Raw genomic sequence first — 20,536 nt, forward strand, 5'->3', positions numbered from 1 at the left:
AGGAGCACCACCTCGCATGTCCCCCTCCACACGCGCCACCGCCAGCCCGCTGTTCGTCCCCGCCAAGAGCGACCGGCGCTCCTCGCGCGCCGCACGGGCCCACCTCGCCACCGCCCGCGAGCAAGCCCGACACGCCAACCATTCCGAGACCAGCGCCACTTCTCCGGGGCTCGACCCCGAGCTGCGGGCCACCTACCCGGCAGCCGGACGCCCGGGACCGGCCTCCGCCCGCGGCGGCAGCCTGAAACTCCCCGCCCACCGCATGACCACCGCGACGGCCTCGGGCGCCTACCCCTTCCTCGCCGAAGGCGGCCTCGGTGCCCAGGGCATCTACATCGGACGCGACGTCCACGCAGAAGCAGCTTTCTGTTTCGATCCGTTCTCGCTCTACGGGCGCATCGACGGATTCACCAACCCCAACATCCTGCTCGCCGGGGTCATCGGCATGGGCAAATCCGCCGTGGCCAAGTCCCTCGCCCTCCGCGCCGTCGCCTTCGGCTACCGCATCTACGTCCCCTGCGACCCGAAGGGCGAGTGGACCGTCGTCGCCCGCGAACTAGGCGGCCAGACCATCGCGCTCGGCCCCGGCCTGCCCGGACGTCTCAACCCCCTGGACGCTCCCGCACGGCCGAGCGGGGTCAGCGAGGAGGACTGGCGCAGCGAAGTCCGCAAGCGGCGCCTACTTCTCCTCGGCTCGCTGGCGAAGACAGTACTGCGCAGGGAACTGCAGCCGATGGAGCACACCGCACTCGACGTCGCCCTCGACGAAGTCGTCGCGCACGCCGAGGCCAGCGGCAACACGCCGCTGCTTGGGCAGATCGCGCACGTCCTCGGCTCGCCCGACCAACTCGACGCCGCCCTCGGCGAGCCCTCCGGCCGCCTCGGAGCCGCCGCCGAGGACCTCGCCCACGCCCTGCGACGCATGGTCCACGGCGACCTGGCCGGGATGTTCGACGCGGAATCGACCGTCGCCTTCAACCCGAGCGCCCCGATGCTGTCCATCGACCTCTCCCGCCTGGGCGGCGCCGGCGACGACACCGCACTCGTCCTCGCAATGACGTGCGCGAGCGCGTGGATGGAGTCCTCGCTCGCCGACCCCGACGCCGGGCGACGGTGGGTGATCTACGACGAAGCCTGGCGCGTGATGCGGCACGTCGCCCTGCTGGAGCGCATGCAGTCCCAGTGGAAACTCTCCCGCGGGCTCGGCATCGCGAACCTCATGGTCATCCACCGGCTCTCCGACCTGCTCACCGCCGGCGACGCGGGCTCCCGTGGCCGCGCCCTGGCCGAGGGCCTGCTCACCGACTGCTCCACCCGCATCATCTACCGCCAAGAAGCCGACCAACTCGCCACCGCCTCCTCCCTGCTCGGACTGACCGGCGTCCAAGCCCAAGCCGTCTCCGCCCTCACCAAGGGACGCGGCCTGTGGAAGGTCGCAGGACGTTCCTTCATCACCCAACACCTCCTCCACCCCCGCGAGTGCGAGTTGTTCGATACCGACGCCCGGATGAGCGGCTGACCAGCCAGAACACCACGGCGGGCGGTGCCGAGCACCGCATTCGGCGCCGTCCGCCCCTACCTTGCGAAGGAGCACACGATGCCGCTCGACCCGACCATCCGCGAGTCCCTCCTCGCCGCGATCCCCGAGGCCGCCGAACGCGGGCGCAAGGCCCTGGAGGACTGGGACACCGTCTCCGACAGCCTGTGCGACGCCCACCACGAGCCACTCGATGAGCGATACGACGCACGCCAGCGTCAGCGGGACGCCGAAGCCTGGGCCGCCTTCGAGCCCTTCCTCGACCACGGACCCGAGCTGCTTGCCCACGCCGAGGAGGACTTCCGTGCTCTTCACCAGGACTACGCGAACCCGGACTTCGAGACCATCGGCCGTCGCAGGTCCCAGCTCACGGCCCTGCACCAAGCAATCGCAGGGGGACGAGAGGAGCACGCTGCCTGGCAGTACGCGGACGAGATGATCTTCCCCGATCCCCAAGGCGCTGAGCTGCGGCGCAGGATGGAGATCAGGCGCAACGCCGATGGGTGGCACCACGCCATCGCCTTCGCCGACAACGCCGACGTCCTGGTCGAGATCGACCAGGCAACCCGCGCGCGTACAGGCGCCGGTCGCGGCCGGACGGCTCAGGCCGAGGCCGCCCGTGCCCGCTCCACCAACGCAGCCTCGCCCACCGCTTCACCAATCACGCCCGGTCCTTCGACGTCCGCATCGTCCGGTCCCGAGAGGGCGGCGCACCAGCCGCGCTAGCGGAAATCTCCGGCACCGCCAACTCCCGCTCCCGGGCGGACCCTCGCCACCCGCACGTCCCCGACCCTGCGAGGTGCAGCTCTCGTGGCGGAAGCTCCGCACATCACCATCGGCCACCACCCCAATGCCGGCGTCGTGGCCGCCCCCTCCCACGAGCACCACGTCACCGACTACCTGCTGCGCAGGGTCGGCTTCGAGCCTCTCCCCAACAGCCGTCTCTACGCGCTGACCGAGCCCGGTCGCGATCCGGTGCGCCGCACCCAGCTCGCGGTCCAGTCGCTGCGGACCGCGCGTCAAAACGTCCATGCCGATGCCGCCTACGACCTCCGCCCCGGCCAGCGTCCACCGCAGCCCATCGGACCGCCGGACGACGAGGTCCGTGAGCTGCGCAATGCCTCCTCGATGGCCGACATCATCCGGCAGGGGATGAACGAAAAGATCGACTCGGTCGAAGAGCTGGACGACCTCGTCGACTGCGCCACCGACTGTTTCGACCGTCTCGACTCCGCCAAAGGCCGGGACATGGCCGTGCGCCTGCGCAACATCAAACCCCTGGTCACCTCCCTCCATGACCACCTCACCAGCGCCGTGAGGGAGCTGGAGGACATGAGCCGGGGCGTGTTCAAGAACGCGCCCACGCCCTCCGACATACCGCCCCGCGAAGGGCACAAGGAGCTGCCCGAACATCACGCTTCCCGCTCCCGCGCCGCCACAGCCTCCGCGCCCCAGCGCCCCGGGCCCACCCCGCAGTCGGCCCTCCCCCAGTCACTTTCCGGCTCAGCCGGCACCTGGCAACCGCCGCACCCGCTGAACACCCCGCCGATCTGTAAAGAGCCTGCTCCATGCCCGTGAACAAGATCTGGTCCATCGACCACACCTGCGGCCACACCACCGATGTCGACCTGTCCGACCGTCCCGCCGACCGGCGTGCCGGCTACGCCCGCTGGCTCGCCTCCCGTGACTGCTCCAAGTGCTGGCGCGCTTCCAAGGACCAGGACTCCGAGTCGAAGGCCGAGTGGCTGGCGAACAAGCGCGCCGAGGAGGCCGCCGAGGCCGAGTCGTGGGCCGCGCAGTATCGGATGCCGCCGCTGGATGGCAGCGAGCGCGCGGTCGGCTGGGCATCACGCTGCCGCCACCAGCTCGTGACCGCCGCCTACACCGCCCTCGTCGCCGAAGGCGAGATGGACGAGGACGAGTGGCAGGCCATCGAGGAGGCTGTACGGCCGCTGACCCGCGCCGGGTGGTGGCTCGACAACCGCGAGGCCGAACCCGCGGACCTGCCCGAACTGCTGGAGGCCGCCAGCGAAGCCGACCGCCCCAGCGAGAACCCCCACTTCTAACCCAGGGAGGCCCTCGTGCCACTCAACCCCCCAACGCGTACGCCCACCGACCCGGAGGGCAAGCACACCTACGGCCACCAGATCCTCCATCTCACCGACCGGCTCAACGGCACCGAGACCTACGCCCAGGCCGCCGAGGAGACCGAGCACGTGCTGAACGAACACGACGGAGTACTCGCACGGCTCGGCCAGTTCTTCGAGGCCGCCGCCGAACAGGCCAAGTCATCCGAGACCGACGAGGGATTCGAGCTGGCCTACCGGTTCGAGGACGCCTTCTCCACGCTTCTGGAACTCAGCGACGAGCTGCACGGCGCCAGCGACCAGATGAGGACGCTCGGACCACCCCCGGTGGAGGCGCGCTGGCAGGCCCAGGTCGCCCGCTACTACGCCACCGCCCCGCAACGCCCCGGCCCCGCGACCCCGACCTCCGCCGTACCGGGGCCGCCCGCCGCGCAGGTCCGTCCCGAGCACGCCCCGCAGCCCCGCCAGCACCGCTAGGAGCCCGCGCCCGTGACCGCCTCCAGAGCCCTCCTGTTCCTCCGCGCCTTCCTCGCCGCTCCCGCACGTTCCTGGATCTCGTCTTGTCTGATGCGCGTACCAGGACGCCCTCGACCACCACCGGTACGGACGTCCTGCTCTATCTCCTGCTCGGCCTCGCCGCCCTTGGCATCGGCGGCGGCTCGCTGGCCTGGCTGTTCGGCAACCTCGCCAACTCGGCTTTCGGTTCCGGCCCGTGGGCCCCGCTCGAACCGGTCCAGGCCCTCTTCCACCCCGAGGACCTGTGGCCCGATCTCGACCGGCCCGCCCTGCTCACCGGCTGCTACGCCATCCCCGCCGTGCTCGTGCTCACGGCCGCCGTGCTCGGTGCGAAGCTGTGGCTGCGCTTCCGCACCAACAAGCAGGGTCTCGCCGATCACCGCGATCTGGGTGACCTGCTGCCGAAGCAGGCGGCCGCCAAGGCCACCGGTCTGCGCCCCAGCTTCAAGGACACCAAGCCGGCGGACATCGCTCCCGACGACCGCGGGGTGTTGCTCGGCTCGCTGAAGCCCGGATCGGCGGAGGTCCGCTCCTCTTGGGAGGACGTCCTCCTGGCCATCATGGCGCCCCGCTCCGGCAAGACCTCCGGCCTCGCGATCCCCGCGATCCTCCGCGCACCCGGCGCGGTGCTGCTGACGTCCAACAAGGCGGCCAACGATGCCTTCACCACGACGCTCGACGAGCGCGCCAAGGTGGGCACCGTGTGGACGCTGGACCCACAGCAGATCGCGCACGCCGAGCAGGCGATGTGGTGGGACATCCTCGCCGGCGCCCACGACCTGCCCGGCGCACGACGGCTCGCCGGGCACTTCGTCACCGCCTCCATCGATGAGTCCAGCGCCGGGGACTTCTGGTCCACCGCCGCCGCCAACACGTTGACGGCTTTGTTCCTTGCAGCGGCGCGGGGCGGGCGGCCGGTGACGGAGGTGACCGCCTGGCTTGCCGCCCCCGCAGACCGGACACCGATCGATCTCCTCACCGATGCCGGCATGCACGCCGTCGCCGCCCAGCTCCAGGGCACCGTCGCCGGAGCCGTAGAGACGCGGGACGGCATCTTCGAGAACGCGCGCCAGTACGCGAGCTGCCTGCTCGATCCGCGCATCGCCGCCTGGGTCACCCCACCCCAAGACACCTCGAAACTGAGCGAGTTCAAGCCGGAGGAGTTCTCCTCCAGCCGCGACACGCTCTATCTGCTCTCCAAGGACGGCGGCGGCAGCGCGTCGGCGATCATCGCGGCGGCTGCCGACGCGGTGATGCGCGCGGCCGTCATCCAGGCCGAACGCGACGGCGGACGCCTCGACCCGCCTCTCCTGAGTGTCTTGGACGAGGCGGCGAACGTGTGCAAGATCCAGGACCTGCCCGACCTCTACTCCCACCTCGGCTCTCGCGGGGTCATCCCGATCACGATCCTGCAGTCCTACCGGCAGGGGCAACGCGTGTGGGGCGAGACCGGGATGGACGCCCTGTGGAGTGCGGCGACGATCAAGCTGATCGGCTCCGGGATCGATGACGCGGACTTCGCCGACAAGCTCTCCCGGCTAGCGGGCGATCACGACGTGCAAACCCTTTCGGTCTCTTCCAGCGAGTCGGGAAAGTCTTCGTCGGTGTCGATGCGGCAGGAGCGCGTGCTCCCGCCGGACGAGATCCGGGCTCTGCCCAAGGGCAGTGCGCTGTTGTTGGCGACCGGGGTCCGCCCGGCGCTGCTGGATCTCAAGCCCTGGTACCGCGAGTCGGACGCCGACCGCCTCGGCGCCGCCTCGACGCAGGCCACCGCCGCCATCACCCAACGTGCCCTGGCCAAGGACCTGCCCGGCCGAGACCAGTACGGACCGGCCGCATGACCGTCGTATCCCGCAGCACACCGACGAGACGAACGGGCTTCGCCACACCGTCCGTACGCCCGATCTCTCCTCCCGTCGAGGTGCCCGATGACCGAACCCTCCTGGGACACCATCCGTTCCTCCGAGCGGCTGGCCGACACCCCCGCTGTGTGCCGGGACGGACGCTGGTGGCTGGTCGCCCCCAGCGGCGCCATCCCCGCCGACGAGCCCGCGCTCGACCGTGAACTCGACTCCTTGGCAGCCGACTTGGGTGCCGCGAACCGGGCCGTCGCCCGCCCCGGCATCGACGAGCCCGACCAGGGGCTGGAGTGACGCCGCTGCTGCAGGCCGAGCAGGCCGTCCTGGGCGGAGTGCTGCTGGAGCCGCACCAGCTCGGGCGCCTGGCCGGTTGGCTGCGCCCCGAGCACTTCTACCGGCCCGCGCACTCCGCGCTCTACGGCGCGATGCTCACCCTCCGCGAGGGCGGCCACCCCGCGACGAAGCTCGCGCCCGACGCGCCGATCCCCCTGGACTGGCTCAACGACATCCGCGAGGAGGCGAGTACCCGTACGCGTGGCGTCACCACCGCCTACGCCCACTCGCTGGCCTCCGCCTGCCCGCGCCCCGCGCACGCACCGGTCTACGGGCGAATGGTGGCTGGAGGGCGCCCATCCACCGCAGCGTCACCCAGCACGCCACCCGCCTGCACCAGGCCGCTCGCACCGACGCCGCGGAAGAGACCCTGTACCGCGCCCACGTCCTGCACGACGTGCTCGACAACCTCGGCCGACGCTGGGGCTTTGAACCCCGGCCCGTGGAGCCGAACACCGCCGTCCCCGAACCGACAGCCACCGCCCCGGCGGGGCAGGGCGCCGAACGGGTGCTGGCCGACGAGGAGTTCCTCCTCGGCGCGCTCACCGCCCACCCCGAGCAGCTCTCGCAGATGGCCGCCTGGCTCCACCCAGGCGACTTCGCCGACCCCGGCCACCGGCAGATCTACCGGGCCCTCGGGGCACTGCGGCACCGGGGCGAGCCCGTGGACGAGCTGACGGTGCTCTGGGAATGCCAGCGCCGAGGCGCCCTCGCCGACGGCTCCCTCGATGCCGAACGCGTGCGCCGCATCTGCCACGTTCCCGTCGCGGGCTCGGCCGACTACTTCGGCGAGCAGGTCCTGGACTCCTTCCTCCTGCGCACTGCCGCCACCTCCGCACAACAGGTCCACGCCCTGGCCGACGACAACTTCCTCGCACCCGGCCAGCTCATCAGCCACGCCCGCCACGCCCTCGTCCCGCTCGACGAAGTGAGCCGTCGCCGGGCCGCAGCCGATGCCGGCCCCGAACCGGAGGCAGCGACAACGCAACCGCCGGACCTGCCGCCTCCGGCCCGTGCCGCCGCAGCACGGGCTCGCAGCACCGCGCCCCGCGCCGAGAACAAGGCGCCTCCCAGCGCCGCGGCGTCCTCCCCCGCCCCATCTGCCCGACGTTCCCGAAGGAGTTCCCCCTGACAGACGCACCCGAGCGCACCGAATCCGAGCACGCTGCTCTTGCACTCATGGCGGAAGGACCGAGCGACTTCGCGCGGGCATCACCGTGCCCGGCTCTCCCACAAAGCAGCCGGCTGCCACACCTGCCTCCACCCGCACGCAGGGCTCATAGCGCACGCCATGCCCTCCGTCGCCTCTTCAGACAGACGCGCTCCAGCCGAGACCACTGCCGCCTCTTCCCCGCCTTCAACACACCCGCAGGAGCTGCTCGATGCACGACCACGACCACCAGGCCGAGACGGAACGGCAGCACATGCTGCGCCGCGCCGAGGAACTGAGCCGAAAGCGCGACGAGTTCAGCCTCCCCTACAGCCCGGACGACCTCCCCGGCCTGACCAACGCCTCCGCTCATCTGGCCGACCTCGCATCCCTCGTGCAAGACTTGTCGCATGAAGTACGCGTCCGCTCCGCAGACGACCACACCGACCCCGGCCTGAACGCCGTCGTCGGCGCCTGGGCCAGGGCAGCCGGACACCTCAGCGAAGCCGGCGGTCACTACGGAGCCGCCTACCGTCAGCTCGGCTTCCTGCACGACCATTCCCGCACCCGCGAACACGCGGCCCTGCGCGACGGTCGCCGCACCGCGTTCACGCTCGCCCAGCAGCACATCGCCGACACCCGCGACGGCCTGTCCCCCGCGCGCGTCCATGGCGAACGGCGCCGCTCTCCTGGAGGACGAGGAGGCATCGTCCCTCTCCCGAGCGGCCCACGCCAGGTCCGCACACATCGATCACGCACATGATCAGACGCCAGCCGAGAGGAAAACGCCCGCGGATGCCCCCTCGCCACAGTCTTCGCACACTCCCGGACCGCAGCGTGGACGATGACCGGATTGCGGGCGGACAACACGGCCCGCTGATCGGGAGCTTGTGCTCCGGCTACGGCGGCCTGGACCTGGGCGTCCAGGCCGCCGTGGGCGGCACCCTCGCCTGGCACGCCGAAACCGACCCGGACACCTCCCGGATTCTCGCCCACCACTGGCCCGGCGTGCCCAACCTCGGCGACATCACCAACACCAACTGGTCCGACGTGCCGAGAGTGTGCGTCCTGACCGCCGGTTTCCCCTGTCAAAGACGTCTCGATCGCCGGACGCCGCGCCGGACTGCTGGAAGGCAACCACTCCGGGCTGTGGCACCACATCGTGGCCGCCATCAAAGCCCTCGACCCCTGCCTGGTGGTGATCGAAAACGTTCGAGGACTCCTCACCTCACCCGCCGCCTCCGCAGGCGACCTGGAACCGTGCCCGTGGTGTCTGGGAGACGGCACAGGCCGGCCTGCTGTGCGGGCACTCGGTGCCGTACTCGGTTCCCTGGCCGACCTCCAGCGTGATGCGCGCTGGTGAGTGCTACGCGCCAGCGACGTCGGCGCCCCGCACCGACGAGAACGACTCTTCCTGGCCGCCTGGCGAAGCGACGCCGCTGCTGAAGACGCCGACCAGCAACCTCGCTTCCAACGGCGGCAGCCAGCATCCCTCGAAACGGAAGCAGGGCGGGCACGGTCCGAACCTCGCGGACGAGGTCGAGTGGCTGCTGCCGACCCTGGCGTCCAACGAGATCAAGGGCTCGCCCCACGCCACGGCAACGGCGACCTGTCGCTCCCCTCGGTAGCAGCGAAACCGAGCTGCCGAGCCACCGCGGCCCGTCTTCCGGCGCATTCGGCCCCCGCCCTCTTCGACACCTCGGCACTGATGAAGAAGACGCCCAGGAGTGGGGACGGTACAGCGACGCCATCGCCCGATGGGAGAAGCTCACCCGCCCGGCACCGCCGCCGACCGACGACGCGGGCCGTCTCTCGCCATGCTTCGTGGAGTGGATGCAGGGCCTCGACGACGGCTGGGTGACCGCCGTTCCCGGACTGGGACGCCCCGCCCAACTCACCGCGCTGGGAAACGGAGTCGTGCCGCGCCAGGCCCTCCATGCGGTGCGGTTCCTCGCACCGTCCGCGAGTGCCTGCCTCCATCGACTGATGGGATGAGCCGCCTCTTCTACACCCGGCTCCCCGGCCGGGCCAAACCGTTCCTTCTCCGGATCCTCGACGCCCCAACACCCAAGCGACGAAGGGGATGTCGATGTCGGAGTCCACCGACGAGCACGAGCCGGTACGTGTACCGGATCACAACCTGGATGACCTCGTCGCCACGGTCAGCGGCCTGATCGCCGAGACCCGCAAGCAGGGCGAGACCCTCGCCCGTCTCACCGACGCGCAGCCCTCCCCGCCCGGCGGCGACGAGGAAGAGTCCGGCCGGGAAACCGCTGCGAGCAGCGAGGGCGGCTCGGCCGAGGCGTCTTCCGTGTTCATCCTGGCGATGGCCGGCCAGGCGTATGCCGAGGAACTGGCGGCACTGAAGACGTGGGTGGAGGACCTGTTGCTGCCGGTCTACGGACGCGAGATCACCTCCACCCGCCCGTGGTGTCCGCAGTGGACCGAGCACCCCGAGGCCGTTGCCCGGCTGCACGCGCTGTGGCTGGCCTGGCAGCAGTTCACCGACGCCGAGGCCGGCCTCGCCGGGCCTTCCCTGTGGCACCGCGACCACCTCGACCCCACGCTGATGCAACTGCGGGCGCCGGACGGCCCGTTCAGCGCGTGCACCACCAGCCCCTCCCGCCCGAACCACCGACTGCTGGCCGCCCCCGACCCGGCCGCGTACGAGGCGGCGACATGACGGGACCGGACTACCGCCTCGATGGCTTCGCGCCCGTCTCCGACCTCGTCGAGGACGACTTCTCCGCCGCGACGCTCTCCGACGACATGTACACCGAGCTGGCCGCACACCACACCGAGGGCACCACCTTCCTGCTGCTCTACGACCGCGCCGCCATCTGGGCCGACCCCGGCACGGCCGAGTACGTCGGCATGCGCATTCAACGCGATCTCGTCGAGGGCACGTTCACCTTAGAGCAGGCCCGGCAACCCACGGTGCCGATCACGCAGAACTGGCTCATCGCGCGCGGCTGTCCGCCCGAATCGATCGTGCTGGAGCAGACGGGCCCGCGCCCGGCTGACGCGCTCACCTCCCGGCTGGAGGACGTCCTGCGCACTGTTCCACAGGGCCGGTACACGCTCTTGGACCACTCCACGCGCAACCCGAGCAACGATCGGGACGGAGTCGAGGTCAGCACGCTCTTCCACGACGCCGACCCCGCCTCGGCTGAGCGGCCCTACCGGCTCTTCCTGGAAGAGACCGCGCCGTCCTTGGCCAGCTACACCGTGCGCGAGGGCGCGTTCGCCAGCGCTGAGGAGGCGACCGCGTGGCTGCAGCACCGGGACACGCCGCTGCCCCTGGCCCCGGCGCCAGCCGGCACATACGACCGGCGTGCCGCCGCCGCCCTCTCCCGAACCGCCAGCGGCGCCAAGGCCAGCCCGCAGCCCACCCTGCCCGGGGCCGCAGCTACGCACGGCACGGTTCATACCCGCTCCAGGAGGCGTTCGTGAGTGCCCGCTACGCCTTTGCCGCCCACCCGGAAGCTCTCGCCGACCTACGGGATGTGCCGGAGAAGATCCGCGGCCTGGCGCTGCTCGAACTCCAGCACCTGGTACACGGCAACGAACGCGGCGCCGCGCTCCAACGGGAACTGACGGGCTGCCACAAGGTCTACGTCGACCCCCAGACCCGGTGGCGGATGGTGATCCAGTACCGCGACGCCCCCGCTCCCTCCCAGCACACGCGGGAGATCTACCTGCTGTCCGTCGGCGAACGGCAAGACCACGCCGCCGCTCGACGCCTGCAACGCGAACACCAGCACACCTGCGACGACCCGCATGCCCGCCGGGCACAGGCCGCCCGTGCCCGCTCCACCCACGCCCCCGTCAGCCGTGCCGAACCTGCCGCCCCGGCGCCGGATTCATCCGCGCCCCAGCAGCGTCCGCGGCGCGTTCGCTGACCAACTTCTTCGAAACGGAACGCTTTTCATGTCTGATCAGCCAGAGGACGAGCGCTGGCGCGAGTACCAAGTCACCCCGCGCTACCTCGCCGGCTCCGGCGGCTTCGGAGATCCCGCTTTCGCACCAGTCGACCACTGGCCCCGCCACGATCCCGCCGACGACACCATCTGCCAACTGCTGATCACCAGCCCGGACGGCCGCCTCACCCTCGGTTGGTTCGGCGACGACTACGACCCCGTCAAGGTCACCGCAGCCGAAGACGCCGTCGGCCCCGTCCGCTGGACGGCGCGCTTCAACCAGAACTTCCCACCGGAAATCACCGCCAGTTTCACCAGCGCGCTGGCACGGGACTGGGAACCCGACGGGGAGCACTTCCTCGCCCAGCCGTCGATCGACTGGGCCGACAGCGTCACGCCGCTGCTCGACGCGGGGTGGGAGAGGCAGCGGGCCTCCGAGCCCGGCACGGTCGAACTGCGGGCACCCGATCAGCAGGCCGGGGCCTGGATCGACACCCGCAGCTACGGCCGCGAGGACGAAAGCGTGGTGCTGTGGGCCGGGCCAAAGGGATACCTCACCCGCGCCGAGGCGACCTTCAGCTCCGACACCCCCAGTCACCTCATCGCCGCCACCGCCGCCGCGCTCAACGACCCCACCCCCCTCGTGCGCGAGCGGCACATGATCCACCGAGACGTCGAGCACCTCATCCGCCTCGAACCGGTCAACGCCCGTCCCCAGCCACGCACCGGCACTCCCACCCCGCTGGACGCCAAGCACGCAGCCGTCGCCGCCGCCCTCCAACGCGCCGCACACAGCCAGCCCGGCGCCAGGCGCGCCGAGGCCGCTCGTATCCGCACGACGCAAATCCCGCCCCGGCCGAGCGCGACACCCGCTTCCTCGGCCCGCGCCGACACCGCCGCCACGCGCGCGGCGGCCCGCCCGCGGCGCTGAAACTCATTTCGGAGAACCATCATGCACACGCCCAGTCCCGCCCCCGAGTACCGGATGCACCATGTCGTCGACGTGCTCGCGCCGTTGTGGACCTCCTGGACGCTGGAGACCCTTCGCGAAAGCGGACCACTGCGCTCCCCACAACTCAGCACCGCCATGCCGTGGCTCAACACCGGCACCCTGCACCAAGTCCTGCAGCGCATGCGCTCCAGCGACCTGCTCACCAAGCCCGAACGCGGCTGCTACGCGGCCTCGGCTCTGGGCCAGGACGCGCATGGCGTGCACCGCGCGCTCGCCTCCTGGCACGCCCGGCACTTCGAGGTGGGCGCCACCACCCGGAGGCGGCCCGACCGGGTCGAGGACGCGCTGGCTCGGCTGCGCGGCAAGGGCACCCTCGACGTGCTCACCGCACTGGAAGAGCACGGCCCTCTGCGGCCGGGCGCACTGCGCGAGGCCACCGGGCTGGCGACCGGATCCTTCCACTACCGCACCCAGCAGCTTCTCGAAGACGGCCTCGTCACGCGCCTTGGCTCCGACCAACGCTCCGCCTACACCCTCACCCCCGCCGCACGGCAGCTCACGCCGGTGTACACCGAACTGCACGACTTCGGACGCCGCAGCCAGACCGCAGCCAACGAGCACTCGGCAGTGGCGAGTCGGGCACACGCGGCCCGCCAGCACTCTCCCGCCGCACCGAGGGCGACCAGGCTGTTCTCGCACCCGGACCAGCCGCCGCCGCGCGTGCCGGCCCACGTCACCGCGCTCTCCCACCCGGCCCGCACCCGGTGACCCGCATGCACAGCCACAGAAGACCTGCACGGTACGGCGCCCGTCGCGGCCGGGCGCGGGCACCCGTGCCCCACCCGATGCCTGAGGCCGCACCGCACCACCGCCGGCGACGACGTGCTCGTCACACCCCGCTACCCGGGGCAGCGGGACGCCGCCGTCGACCTCTCCTTGTGCCACGACTGGTACGGCGCCTCCCACCCCGGACCCGCCTCGTGCCTGGCGTCGTCGATCGGCTGAGCATTCTTGAACCGGTCCCCCGCACCAAAAACCGAAACTCTGCGCCCTGAGGCGACCGTCACCGACAGGCCATGCTCTCACCCGCGCCCGGCCATATCCCTCGGGCCTCGGCCGCCCGCCGCCGTACGCGCGCCACCGCAGGGGACTCACGGCCCCCGCCGAGCGCGACGCGGGCTCCCGCAGCCGACGAGGCCGCCGCCTCCGCCCGCGCCGTCGAAGGTGACGCTCGCACGCCTCCCGGACAGGTCATCCCTCTCCGGGGGCGTCACCCGCGGACGGTTCTGGCGGTCGGGGTCGGCTGAGGGCCTCGGCCAGTTCCTCGACCGTCACCTCGATCCGTCCGCCCCGCGCCGCCCGGGCCCGTGCCACCGACGCCGCCTCGGCATCATCGATGCTCTCGCCGAATCGACGCTGCTCGTCCGCATCCACTCACCTTCCTCCTTCTGCAGGTCGCCCCCGGTCAGCCCGCGGGGGCGACCAATTCATTCCCGAACAAGGAGTCCCTCCGCACTGCACTGGTCCGAGTTCGCCTGCGGCAGACACCAACCCGGCCCACGGACTGGAATGACGGCCCGACTCCAAGTCAACGTACGGACGGCTCGAAAACCCCCAGGTCAACGAAGGGATTCCTCGTGACGTCCAACGCTCTTACACCGGCTCGCCCCGACTCCGCCGAGCGCGAGTGGCTCCTCGAATGCACCTGCGCGGACCCCGTCCTGCGGCTGCTGTACAACTGCGGCTGGGACACGGTCGACGACCCCCAGGCCAACGTCTACTGCGCCAGCCCCGACCGGCGGGTGTTCGTCAGGTTCCTGCCCGAGAGCCCGGAGGCCGCCTTCGGCGAACTGTGGCACATCAGCGTCCACGGCCCCGACGGCCGCCGCGCATGGAGCACCACCTTCGACCACGACGTCCCCGCACACGCAGTCGCCGGATTCCTCGCCGCACTCATCGCCTACCCCGACCGGTACTGCGACTGCATCTGACGCTCACGGCACGGCCAGCCCGCTGCTACAGCCCACACCACGGAGGTCTCGTGTCCCGCACGCTCACGGTCGGGCAACTGATCCACCAGTTGCAGACCCTCGACCACGACCAGCCGGTCTTCCTCGCCATCAACCCCGACTGGCCCTTCGCCCACCGCATCAGCCAGGTCCTCACCGTGCCCGACGGGCCCGCCACCGTGGTCTACATCACGGAGAACGGCCAGGAGGGCTACCTCCCTCCGGCCGTCCGCACCGAGCTGGACTGGTCCTGAACCATCCCCGAGGGCCCGTGACGCGGCTCGTCGCATCACGGGCCCTCGGAGCATCGGCAACCCCTCAATGGACATGGCGGGCCCGTGAGCGCCATGCTCGGCAAAACCGTCCCCGGCCACGCACGCCCCTGCGTCCGGGCAGGCCAAGGCTGCACCTGCTACTTCTACACCGGCGAGAACGGCACCCGTACGCGCTCGGCCGCACAAAAGCGCAGGCGGCGTCTCGCCCGCCGCCGCGAACAACGCTTCTGGCGCACCGACTTCGATACCCCGGAGCGCGCGTGACCGCCGCTCGACCTCCTCGTGCGCCAGAGCCAGGCCCCGGGGTGAAGCACTGCCCATTCCTGGCCGATATCGCCCCGCGCCCCATGCCCGCATGGACGCGGGGCGTCCTCGTGAAGCACGCACACGCCGACGCGACCGCGCCGGTCCCGGTGTGCTAGCTGCGACACGGAGCCGGTGCACCCGACGGCTATGCGTTGCTGAGCTGGCATCCCAGGAGCGATGGCACGACGGACGTGGAGGCCCGTCTCGGCCTTGCCAACAGCGAGTTGACGCTGGCCCTGTGGCCTTCGCTCTATGGCGACTGGGCCCGCGTCGTGCACCCCACTCTGCATGAAGTCCTCGGCCTTCATGCGGCCATGTCCCTGGCGAAAGACGCGCTCCGCCTCACCAATGCGCTACTCGACTCACGCTGACGCCGTTTACGACGAGGGCTGACCCTGCCGGGTCAGCCCTCGTCTTGCGCGGAGGCGGCAGTGGCCTCCAACGCCTCGATGATGGCAATCGCCTCAATGCGCTTGTCGGGATCGACGCGGGCCAAGTGCCACAGCAGATCCACCGCCTGCTGCCGCGTCTCGTCGTCCTGGTCGGTCCGCCGAGCCTCGGAGTGCGCGGTCTGGTCCGTCGCAGTGCCCGGGAGATCGCGCAGGTCCAGGCCGCCGTGGTAGTTTCCGGCGATCTGGATGGCTGACGTCACGGTCGCGCCGCCGCCGATGTAGTTGGTATTCCGAGACCGGTAACTCGCCCGGTGCTCAGTGCTGTTGTAGGTGCCCTGCTTGCCTACGTCCTCCATACCTGCAACGTATGACACGCTTCTGCGCCTATGCCAGCGGTCTAGACGGGCAGATCTGTACCCCGCCCCCAGCGTTACCCGCACGTGCCAGCGTCGAGGTCGTCGGGGAGATAGGTGCCGGCCAGTGTGCCGTCGTATCCGGCGTCGCGTACGACTGCGTCGAGGCTCGGGTACTTTTGGCCGCCTTCGCCCACCATGGCCTCGAAGTCGGCCCGACTCAGCTCGGGTTCGTGCCATTCGTGGGCGCATCGGCAGCGGAGGAAGATCTGGTTGCGGCGGTCGCAGATGACCAGCCAGTCGCGGCACGCGCTGCACTTCGCGCACATCACGGTGATGCCGGTGATGGTGATCGGGTCCGCGTGCGTGGTGGTTCGGAATCGGATGGAGTCGTCCGGTTCGCTCGCTTCCTGCAGTCGCAGCAGCGGGTCGTCGCCGGCCGTCGTCTCCGGGGCGGTGGTTCTGGAGTGCTGGAGTTCTTCGGTGGGCATGCGCAGCTCCTCGTGTTCCTCTGACCAGCCCTAACAGGCGATGTCGGCCTCGTCCAGCCCTTTGTGCCGCGCATTCAGCGCTTTCGCCGGGGCTCGGGCGATACGGGGTTCCGTGTCGGCGTGGCGGTGTGTACCTGTGCTGGCTGAGGCTGTTGCTTCGGGGGGCGACTATCTGCGCGGTGCTGTCCCGGATCCGCCGGAAGACGTCCGAGGCGGCGAAGGCGCCAGACCAGGACGTCGGTGACGGTGTCGGCAGTGTCCAACTCGCGCCATTTGACGGCCTCGTGGAGCAGGGTTTCGGGGTCGTGTCCGGCGCGCTTGGCCTGGTCGAGGGTGGCGACCAGCGCGTCCCATCCGCCCTCGCGGCGAAGGCTACCGGTGCGGCCGGGAAGAGCGGCTTCGACCGTTCCGGTGTGACGGGTCCGTACGCGTTCGGGCAAGCGGCGGCCTTGCGCACGCATCGCGCGCAAGGGCGAGGTCGCTGCGGTGCGGTAGGCGGCTCGGAGGTGGTCGGCGGACTGCCGGGCTGCGGCTGCTTGTTGGTGGTGGCGACGGGCGGCGTGCCAGCGGGCGGCGGCGAGGGTGGCCAGGACCAGGGTGGACAGGAGCATAGCGGTGGCGCCGCCGTCCTCGCCTCGCCCCAGCGCGTTGCCGGCCTGGATGATGCTGCGTGCGGCGGAGCGGACGGCGCGGTCGTCGGCGCGTTCGGCGCGGGTGTGCCAGCGGGTGGCGCGTTCGAAGGCGCGGGCTGCGTCGGTCGTCTGCTGCCGGGTGGAGGCCGGCGAGGTCTGGGCGACGGCGTCGAGGACTTCGCCGAGTCCGGAGAGCTGCGCGGCGGCCTCGGCTTCGTCGCCGTCGGTGTAGGCCGTGGTGGTGCGCTCCACGATGCCGGTGGCCTCGCGGCGGGCTCGCGCCGGTCCGTCACGCCGGCGGGGACGGCTCTGGGCGAGCGGGCCGTCGGCATCTTCCTGGCTATCGAGGCGTCCGCGGATCTTGGGGAGGGAGAGGTCGGGGGCGAGGCGGGAACCAGGGAACCAGACCGGCTCGCCCGCGCGGTTGCGGTCGCCGGGGAGGGCGACTTTGTACCCGAGGACGTCGCCGGAGGGCGCGCGCCGTCGGTCGAGGCGTACTCCGGCCTCCGTGAGCCGGTCGAAGAACTCGTCCTCGTCCGCAGCGCCTGCCATGGCCTGACGGACGTGGTCGCGCAGGATTTCGCGGGCGGTGGCGGTGCGGCCCGCGCGTTCGGCCTTGGCGCGCTCGGCGCTGGTGGGCCGCTTCGCGGCAGTGCGGTCACCGGGGTTGAGCTGGCGCAGGCCGAAGTCCTTCTCGATTTGGCGGCATTCGGACTGGGCGCGGTTGTAGTCGTCGTGCCGCCGTGGCGAGCGGCCGTCCTCGCGTTTGAGGGTGGCGACGATGTGGATGTGGTCGTCCGCGTGGCGCACAGCGATCCAACGGCAGGCTTGGGCGTCTCCTTCTTCGGCGATGCCGGTGGCGGCCACGACGCGACGAGCGACCTCGGCCCACTCGGCGTCGGACAGGTGCCGGTCGCCCGGGTCGGCGCGTACCGGGCAGTGCCACACGTGCCGCTTCGGACGGCGATGCTCCGGCACGGCCTGAACCGGAAGATCGAGACGTTCCTGCAACTGCTTGAGCGTCGTGGTCGGATCGCGTCCTGGGTCGGGGGTCAGCTCTGGTCGCCAGGAGGCGACCAGGTGTGGGTCGAGGTGTTCGTCGCGGCGGCCGGGGCCGTAGAGGTAGGCGAGCAGGCCGTAGGTACGGCCGCCGAGGGAGATGTCGGGCACCACGGCGCTCAGCGCTTCGCCATCTCGGTGGCGGCGGCTTCGACGCGCGCGGCGGCGCGCAGGACGCGGGCCAGGACGTCGTCGGCGTGGGGGGCCTCACCGCCGCTGTTGAGCACGCGGGCAACTTGATTGAGGTTGTTGCCGACACGGGCGAGCTGGGCCGAGGCGCGCATCAGCTCTTCGACGAGCGCGCGCTGGTCCATCAACCAGGTGTGCGGGCCACCTTGGGCGCGGGCGACGGCGACCGCGGCGTCGGCGAGGAACCCGGCGACCCGCAGGCCCATCGCCTCGGCGGCGCGTCGGACGTCGGCGAGTTCGTCGGCGGTCAGGCGGACGCTGCGCACGCGGTCACGCTGCTGGGACTGACGCAGGCGCGGGCGCATGCGCGTCTCGACAGCGTCGCTCGGCGGCATCTCCCCCGTCTGCTGCGATCCGCCCTCGGTCGCAGCCTGGTCCGGCGCCCCCTGGTGCCGGGCCTCCCCCGCTCCTGTGGTGGCGGGGGCATGCCCTTGCGAAACTCCCTCGGCGGCGGCGCCGTCGAGGGAGTTTCGCAAGGTATAGCTTGCTCGGCCTCGTGCCGGCTTGTCCCACGGGTGCCCCTCGGACGGGGTGACCGGGGTGTTCTGACGCGTCATCGGGCGGCGCCTCCGGCTTGTATGCGGATGTCGCGCAGGACGTCGGCGATGTAGTCGAGGGCGAGGACGGGGTGGTGCAGCGTGTGCGGGGAGCTCGACGGCGTCCGCCAGACGGTCCAGGCCCCGTCGGGCCCGGGTTCGGCTCGGTGCAGGTGGCCGTGGGCGCGCAGGACGGCGAGCCAGGCGTCGATCTCGTCGTTGGCGGGCGGCGTCGTACGCACGAGAGTCCCCTCTCTCGAAGGTGGGAGGGCTGCAGAGAAACGGGGTGACCTGGCGGGGGCGGACACCCCGCTACCGGTGACCGGCTCACCGGTGTTCGGTATGACCGAGCGAGTGTCCGCCGCTGGGTTGTGCGGTCAGCCCGTGGAGCGGAGGGTGCGGTTGTCCGCCTCGTCGCGGAGTTCCTGCATCAGCTCGGTCAGCCGATCGTTGGACAGCGCCAGGCCCTGTCCGCGGATGGCGTCGGCGACGATCTTGCGGGTGAGCTTCCCGGCCTCGGACACCGCGCGGCGGGCGATCGGTAGCAGGTCCTCAGTTTCACCGGCGGCGGACGGCGCAGGCGTCTCCGCGTCGTGGTTGTCCGTCGAAGAAGCCGGGGCAGGCGGAGGCAGGTCAGGGTGGCCGGGTCTGGCATCCGGCTCTGCGCCCAGGTCAGCGTCGCGGCCCTGGTGCTCCGGTGCGTCGTCGGACGGAGTGACCGGTGCGGCCCCCGCAGCGGTGTCCGGCGGTCCGCGCCGCGTGTCTGGGCGGGTATCCGCCGGGCAACCGGAGGCACCGGCGGACAGCGCGGACGGCTGGCGCTCGATGACCGGTCGGACACTGTCCGGGCTGTCCGCGGCGTGCTGGCCGGACCGGGTGTCCGCCGGGCCGACGGTGACCCGCTGGGTGCGGACAGCCGGGGTGTCCGTCGTGGCCATGTCTGGGTGTCCGGGCTGTGCGGCGCGGCGGGCGATGAGGATGTAGAGGTGGACGGCGCCGGCCAAGGCCAGCGGGGCGAGCGTGGACAGTACGCCGACCGTGAGGTCCCCGAGTCGGAGACCGCCCTCGACCGGTCGGTCGTTGAGGCGGACGGCGTGGAGGGCGTTGGCCCAGATGCTCGCGGCGGTTGCGGTGCCGAACAGGCCCCATACATAGATGCGGGCGCCGAGGGAGGCGTTGCGCATCACCAGGACGGCGCGGACGCCGTAGCCGATGAAGCCGTCGATGACGAAGGGGAAGAGGTAGGTGAGGAGTCCGCGGATGTGGATGGCGACGGCCATCTGCTGCAGGGCGTCGTAGGAGAGTGCGCATCCGGCGGCGCCGAGGGTGACGATGGCGGCGCGGTCCCAGCCGGTGATGCGCACCGGTAGCGAATCGGTGTGCTTCATGCGGCCGTTCCAAAGTCGTCGCGGTTGCTCTCGGCGGTGGTTTCGGGCTGGTCGCTGGTGTTGTCGAGCGAGCCGTTGCGCAGTTCGCGACGGACTTGCCGATAGCGCTTTACCGCGTGCTCTTCGGTGATCTTCAGCAGGCGGGCGAGGCGGGCGGCCGGGACGCCGTTCTGGTAGGCGGTGCGGGTGACCGCGCGGCGTTCGGCGTCGGTCAGGTGGATGTCGCGGCCGGCGAGGGTGGCGTTGACGCGGGCGTAGTCGAGGCGGCGGGGCAGCTTGCTGTGCAGCGGTTCGCGTTCCTCCTCGGTCATGCCGCCGCGGATTCCCTCGCGGTCACCGGCCTCCAAGGCGGCGTCGAGGCAGGTGCGCCTGACCGGGCACTGCGCGCACAGGGTCTTGGCGGCGCGGATGCGGTCCAACTCGTCCGGCTCGGGAAAGAAGAGCTCCGAATCCACGGGGTTGGCCGGGGTGGACAGGCAGGCGGCGTAGTTGTGCCAGGTGTGGTCGCCGAGCGTGCGCGGCTCGGCCTTGCGGTGGTGGTGCATGCGGGTC

The 20,536-nt window shown here is 71.2% G+C and carries 29 protein-coding genes and 2 pseudogenes; 23 read left to right on the plus strand and 8 right to left on the minus strand.

Features of this window, described 5'->3' with window-relative positions; translation table 11 throughout:
- The first annotated feature begins 16 nt into the window (after window positions 1-16).
- The 20 genes and pseudogenes from F603_RS0114115 (at window position 17) to F603_RS36240 (ending at window position 13,359) form a co-directional block, all read left to right on the plus strand.
- Window positions 17-1,519, plus strand: a complete 1,503-nt coding sequence (locus tag F603_RS0114115; protein WP_019546657.1) for an ATP-binding protein — start codon at window positions 17-19, stop codon at window positions 1,517-1,519.
- Between the two features lie 24 nt (window positions 1,520-1,543).
- Complete coding sequence (locus F603_RS0114120) at window positions 1,544-2,263, plus strand: hypothetical protein (protein WP_245600770.1); 720 nt, start codon at window positions 1,544-1,546, stop codon at window positions 2,261-2,263.
- A gap of 84 nt (window positions 2,264-2,347) precedes the next feature.
- On the plus strand, window positions 2,348-3,115 hold the full coding sequence (locus F603_RS33490) for a hypothetical protein (protein WP_051096218.1): 768 nt from the start codon (window positions 2,348-2,350) through the stop codon (window positions 3,113-3,115).
- Window positions 3,106-3,603, plus strand: a complete 498-nt coding sequence (locus tag F603_RS0114130) for a hypothetical protein (protein WP_019546659.1) — start codon at window positions 3,106-3,108, stop codon at window positions 3,601-3,603. The genes F603_RS33490 and F603_RS0114130 overlap by 10 nt, the downstream gene beginning before the upstream one ends.
- 15 nt (window positions 3,604-3,618) lie before the next feature.
- On the plus strand, window positions 3,619-4,101 hold the full coding sequence (locus F603_RS32140; protein ID WP_019546660.1) for a hypothetical protein: 483 nt from the start codon (window positions 3,619-3,621) through the stop codon (window positions 4,099-4,101).
- 83 nt (window positions 4,102-4,184) lie between these two features.
- Window positions 4,185-5,981 carry a type IV secretory system conjugative DNA transfer family protein gene (locus tag F603_RS0114140; protein ID WP_019546661.1) on the plus strand — a complete coding sequence of 599 codons (1,797 nt, stop codon included), beginning with the start codon at window positions 4,185-4,187 and terminating at the stop codon, window positions 5,979-5,981.
- An 87-nt stretch (window positions 5,982-6,068) separates the two neighbouring features.
- Complete coding sequence (locus F603_RS0114145; RefSeq protein ID WP_019546662.1) at window positions 6,069-6,293, plus strand: hypothetical protein; 225 nt, start codon at window positions 6,069-6,071, stop codon at window positions 6,291-6,293.
- A gap of 38 nt (window positions 6,294-6,331) precedes the next feature.
- Window positions 6,332-6,556: pseudogene (locus F603_RS36395) on the plus strand (DnaB-like helicase N-terminal domain-containing protein); the annotation flags it as partial.
- 218 nt (window positions 6,557-6,774) lie between these two features.
- A complete protein-coding gene (locus tag F603_RS36400) occupies window positions 6,775-7,464 on the plus strand; it encodes a DnaB-like helicase N-terminal domain-containing protein (RefSeq protein WP_342665925.1) in 690 nt (229 codons plus the stop codon).
- 250 nt (window positions 7,465-7,714) lie between these two features.
- The gene (locus F603_RS0114155; RefSeq protein ID WP_019546664.1) at window positions 7,715-8,245 is read left to right on the plus strand and encodes a hypothetical protein; all 531 of its coding nucleotides are present in this window, start codon (window positions 7,715-7,717) and stop codon (window positions 8,243-8,245) included.
- A 32-nt stretch (window positions 8,246-8,277) separates the two neighbouring features.
- Window positions 8,278-8,508 (plus strand): annotated as a pseudogene (locus F603_RS36540) (hypothetical protein); the annotation flags it as partial.
- A gap of 121 nt (window positions 8,509-8,629) precedes the next feature.
- Complete coding sequence (locus F603_RS36545) at window positions 8,630-8,845, plus strand: hypothetical protein (RefSeq protein WP_425426978.1); 216 nt, start codon at window positions 8,630-8,632, stop codon at window positions 8,843-8,845.
- Window positions 8,832-9,110 (plus strand): hypothetical protein, encoded by a 279-nt coding sequence (locus F603_RS35575; RefSeq protein WP_019546665.1) that lies wholly within the window; start codon window positions 8,832-8,834, stop codon window positions 9,108-9,110. Before F603_RS36545 ends, F603_RS35575 begins: the two co-directional genes overlap by 14 nt.
- A gap of 196 nt (window positions 9,111-9,306) precedes the next feature.
- Complete coding sequence (locus tag F603_RS35580) at window positions 9,307-9,477, plus strand: hypothetical protein (RefSeq protein WP_245600771.1); 171 nt, start codon at window positions 9,307-9,309, stop codon at window positions 9,475-9,477.
- Window positions 9,478-9,571: 94 nt separating this feature from the next.
- Window positions 9,572-10,165, plus strand: coding sequence for a DUF4913 domain-containing protein (locus tag F603_RS0114170; protein WP_026328410.1), 594 nt, complete (start codon window positions 9,572-9,574; stop codon window positions 10,163-10,165).
- Window positions 10,162-10,935 (plus strand): hypothetical protein, encoded by a 774-nt coding sequence (locus F603_RS0114175; protein ID WP_019546668.1) that lies wholly within the window; start codon window positions 10,162-10,164, stop codon window positions 10,933-10,935. Before F603_RS0114170 ends, F603_RS0114175 begins: the two co-directional genes overlap by 4 nt.
- Window positions 10,932-11,384 (plus strand): hypothetical protein, encoded by a 453-nt coding sequence (locus F603_RS0114180; protein WP_019546669.1) that lies wholly within the window; start codon window positions 10,932-10,934, stop codon window positions 11,382-11,384. The genes F603_RS0114175 and F603_RS0114180 overlap by 4 nt, the downstream gene beginning before the upstream one ends.
- 28 nt (window positions 11,385-11,412) lie before the next feature.
- Window positions 11,413-12,333, plus strand: coding sequence for an SPDY domain-containing protein (locus F603_RS32155; RefSeq protein ID WP_019546670.1), 921 nt, complete (start codon window positions 11,413-11,415; stop codon window positions 12,331-12,333).
- 21 nt (window positions 12,334-12,354) lie between these two features.
- The gene (locus F603_RS0114190) at window positions 12,355-13,122 is read left to right on the plus strand and encodes a winged helix-turn-helix transcriptional regulator (RefSeq protein WP_019546671.1); all 768 of its coding nucleotides are present in this window, start codon (window positions 12,355-12,357) and stop codon (window positions 13,120-13,122) included.
- 114 nt (window positions 13,123-13,236) lie between these two features.
- Window positions 13,237-13,359: a hypothetical protein gene (locus F603_RS36240; RefSeq protein ID WP_019546672.1), complete on the plus strand. Its 123-nt coding sequence runs from the start codon at window positions 13,237-13,239 to the stop codon at window positions 13,357-13,359.
- Window positions 13,360-13,605: 246 nt separating this feature from the next.
- Here F603_RS36240 and F603_RS35095 read toward each other — a convergent pair whose 3' ends face one another.
- On the minus strand, window positions 13,606-13,788 hold the full coding sequence (locus F603_RS35095) for a hypothetical protein (RefSeq protein ID WP_158678641.1): 183 nt from the start codon (window positions 13,786-13,788) through the stop codon (window positions 13,606-13,608).
- A 203-nt stretch (window positions 13,789-13,991) separates the two neighbouring features.
- On the opposite strand from F603_RS35095, the gene F603_RS0114200 reads away from it, so the two are divergent.
- The 3 genes from F603_RS0114200 (at window position 13,992) to F603_RS0114210 (ending at window position 14,902) form a co-directional block, all read left to right on the plus strand.
- Window positions 13,992-14,345 (plus strand): SPDY domain-containing protein, encoded by a 354-nt coding sequence (locus F603_RS0114200; RefSeq protein WP_019546673.1) that lies wholly within the window; start codon window positions 13,992-13,994, stop codon window positions 14,343-14,345.
- 50 nt (window positions 14,346-14,395) lie between these two features.
- Entirely contained in the window at window positions 14,396-14,617 is a 222-nt protein-coding gene (locus F603_RS0114205; RefSeq protein WP_019546674.1) for a hypothetical protein, read from the plus strand.
- An 84-nt stretch (window positions 14,618-14,701) separates the two neighbouring features.
- Window positions 14,702-14,902, plus strand: coding sequence for a hypothetical protein (locus F603_RS0114210; protein ID WP_019546675.1), 201 nt, complete (start codon window positions 14,702-14,704; stop codon window positions 14,900-14,902).
- A gap of 445 nt (window positions 14,903-15,347) precedes the next feature.
- On the opposite strand, the gene F603_RS0114220 is transcribed toward F603_RS0114210, so the two are convergent.
- From F603_RS0114220 to F603_RS0114250, 7 genes are all read right to left on the minus strand, one after another.
- Entirely contained in the window at window positions 15,348-15,692 is a 345-nt protein-coding gene (locus tag F603_RS0114220; protein WP_019546677.1) for a hypothetical protein, read from the minus strand.
- 74 nt (window positions 15,693-15,766) lie between these two features.
- Window positions 15,767-16,180 (minus strand): hypothetical protein, encoded by a 414-nt coding sequence (locus tag F603_RS0114225; protein ID WP_019546678.1) that lies wholly within the window; start codon window positions 16,178-16,180, stop codon window positions 15,767-15,769.
- 74 nt (window positions 16,181-16,254) lie between these two features.
- Window positions 16,255-17,985, minus strand: coding sequence for a relaxase/mobilization nuclease domain-containing protein (locus F603_RS0114230; RefSeq protein WP_019546679.1), 1,731 nt, complete (start codon window positions 17,983-17,985; stop codon window positions 16,255-16,257).
- Window positions 17,986-17,990: 5 nt separating this feature from the next.
- Complete coding sequence (gene mobC, locus F603_RS35585; protein WP_245600772.1) at window positions 17,991-18,536, minus strand: plasmid mobilization relaxosome protein MobC; 546 nt, start codon at window positions 18,534-18,536, stop codon at window positions 17,991-17,993.
- 77 nt (window positions 18,537-18,613) lie between these two features.
- The gene (locus tag F603_RS0114240; RefSeq protein ID WP_019546681.1) at window positions 18,614-18,838 is read right to left on the minus strand and encodes a hypothetical protein; all 225 of its coding nucleotides are present in this window, start codon (window positions 18,836-18,838) and stop codon (window positions 18,614-18,616) included.
- A 135-nt stretch (window positions 18,839-18,973) separates the two neighbouring features.
- Window positions 18,974-19,984 (minus strand): DUF2637 domain-containing protein, encoded by a 1,011-nt coding sequence (locus F603_RS0114245; protein WP_019546682.1) that lies wholly within the window; start codon window positions 19,982-19,984, stop codon window positions 18,974-18,976.
- Window positions 19,981-20,529 (minus strand): WhiB family transcriptional regulator, encoded by a 549-nt coding sequence (locus tag F603_RS0114250; RefSeq protein WP_019546683.1) that lies wholly within the window; start codon window positions 20,527-20,529, stop codon window positions 19,981-19,983. The genes F603_RS0114245 and F603_RS0114250 overlap by 4 nt, the downstream gene beginning before the upstream one ends.
- Window positions 20,530-20,536 lie beyond the last annotated feature (7 nt).

Origin of the sequence: Streptomyces sulphureus DSM 40104 (genome assembly GCF_000381025.1) — a bacterium.
In the GTDB taxonomy this organism is placed as follows: Bacteria; Actinomycetota; Actinomycetes; order Streptomycetales; family Streptomycetaceae; genus Streptomyces; species Streptomyces sulphureus.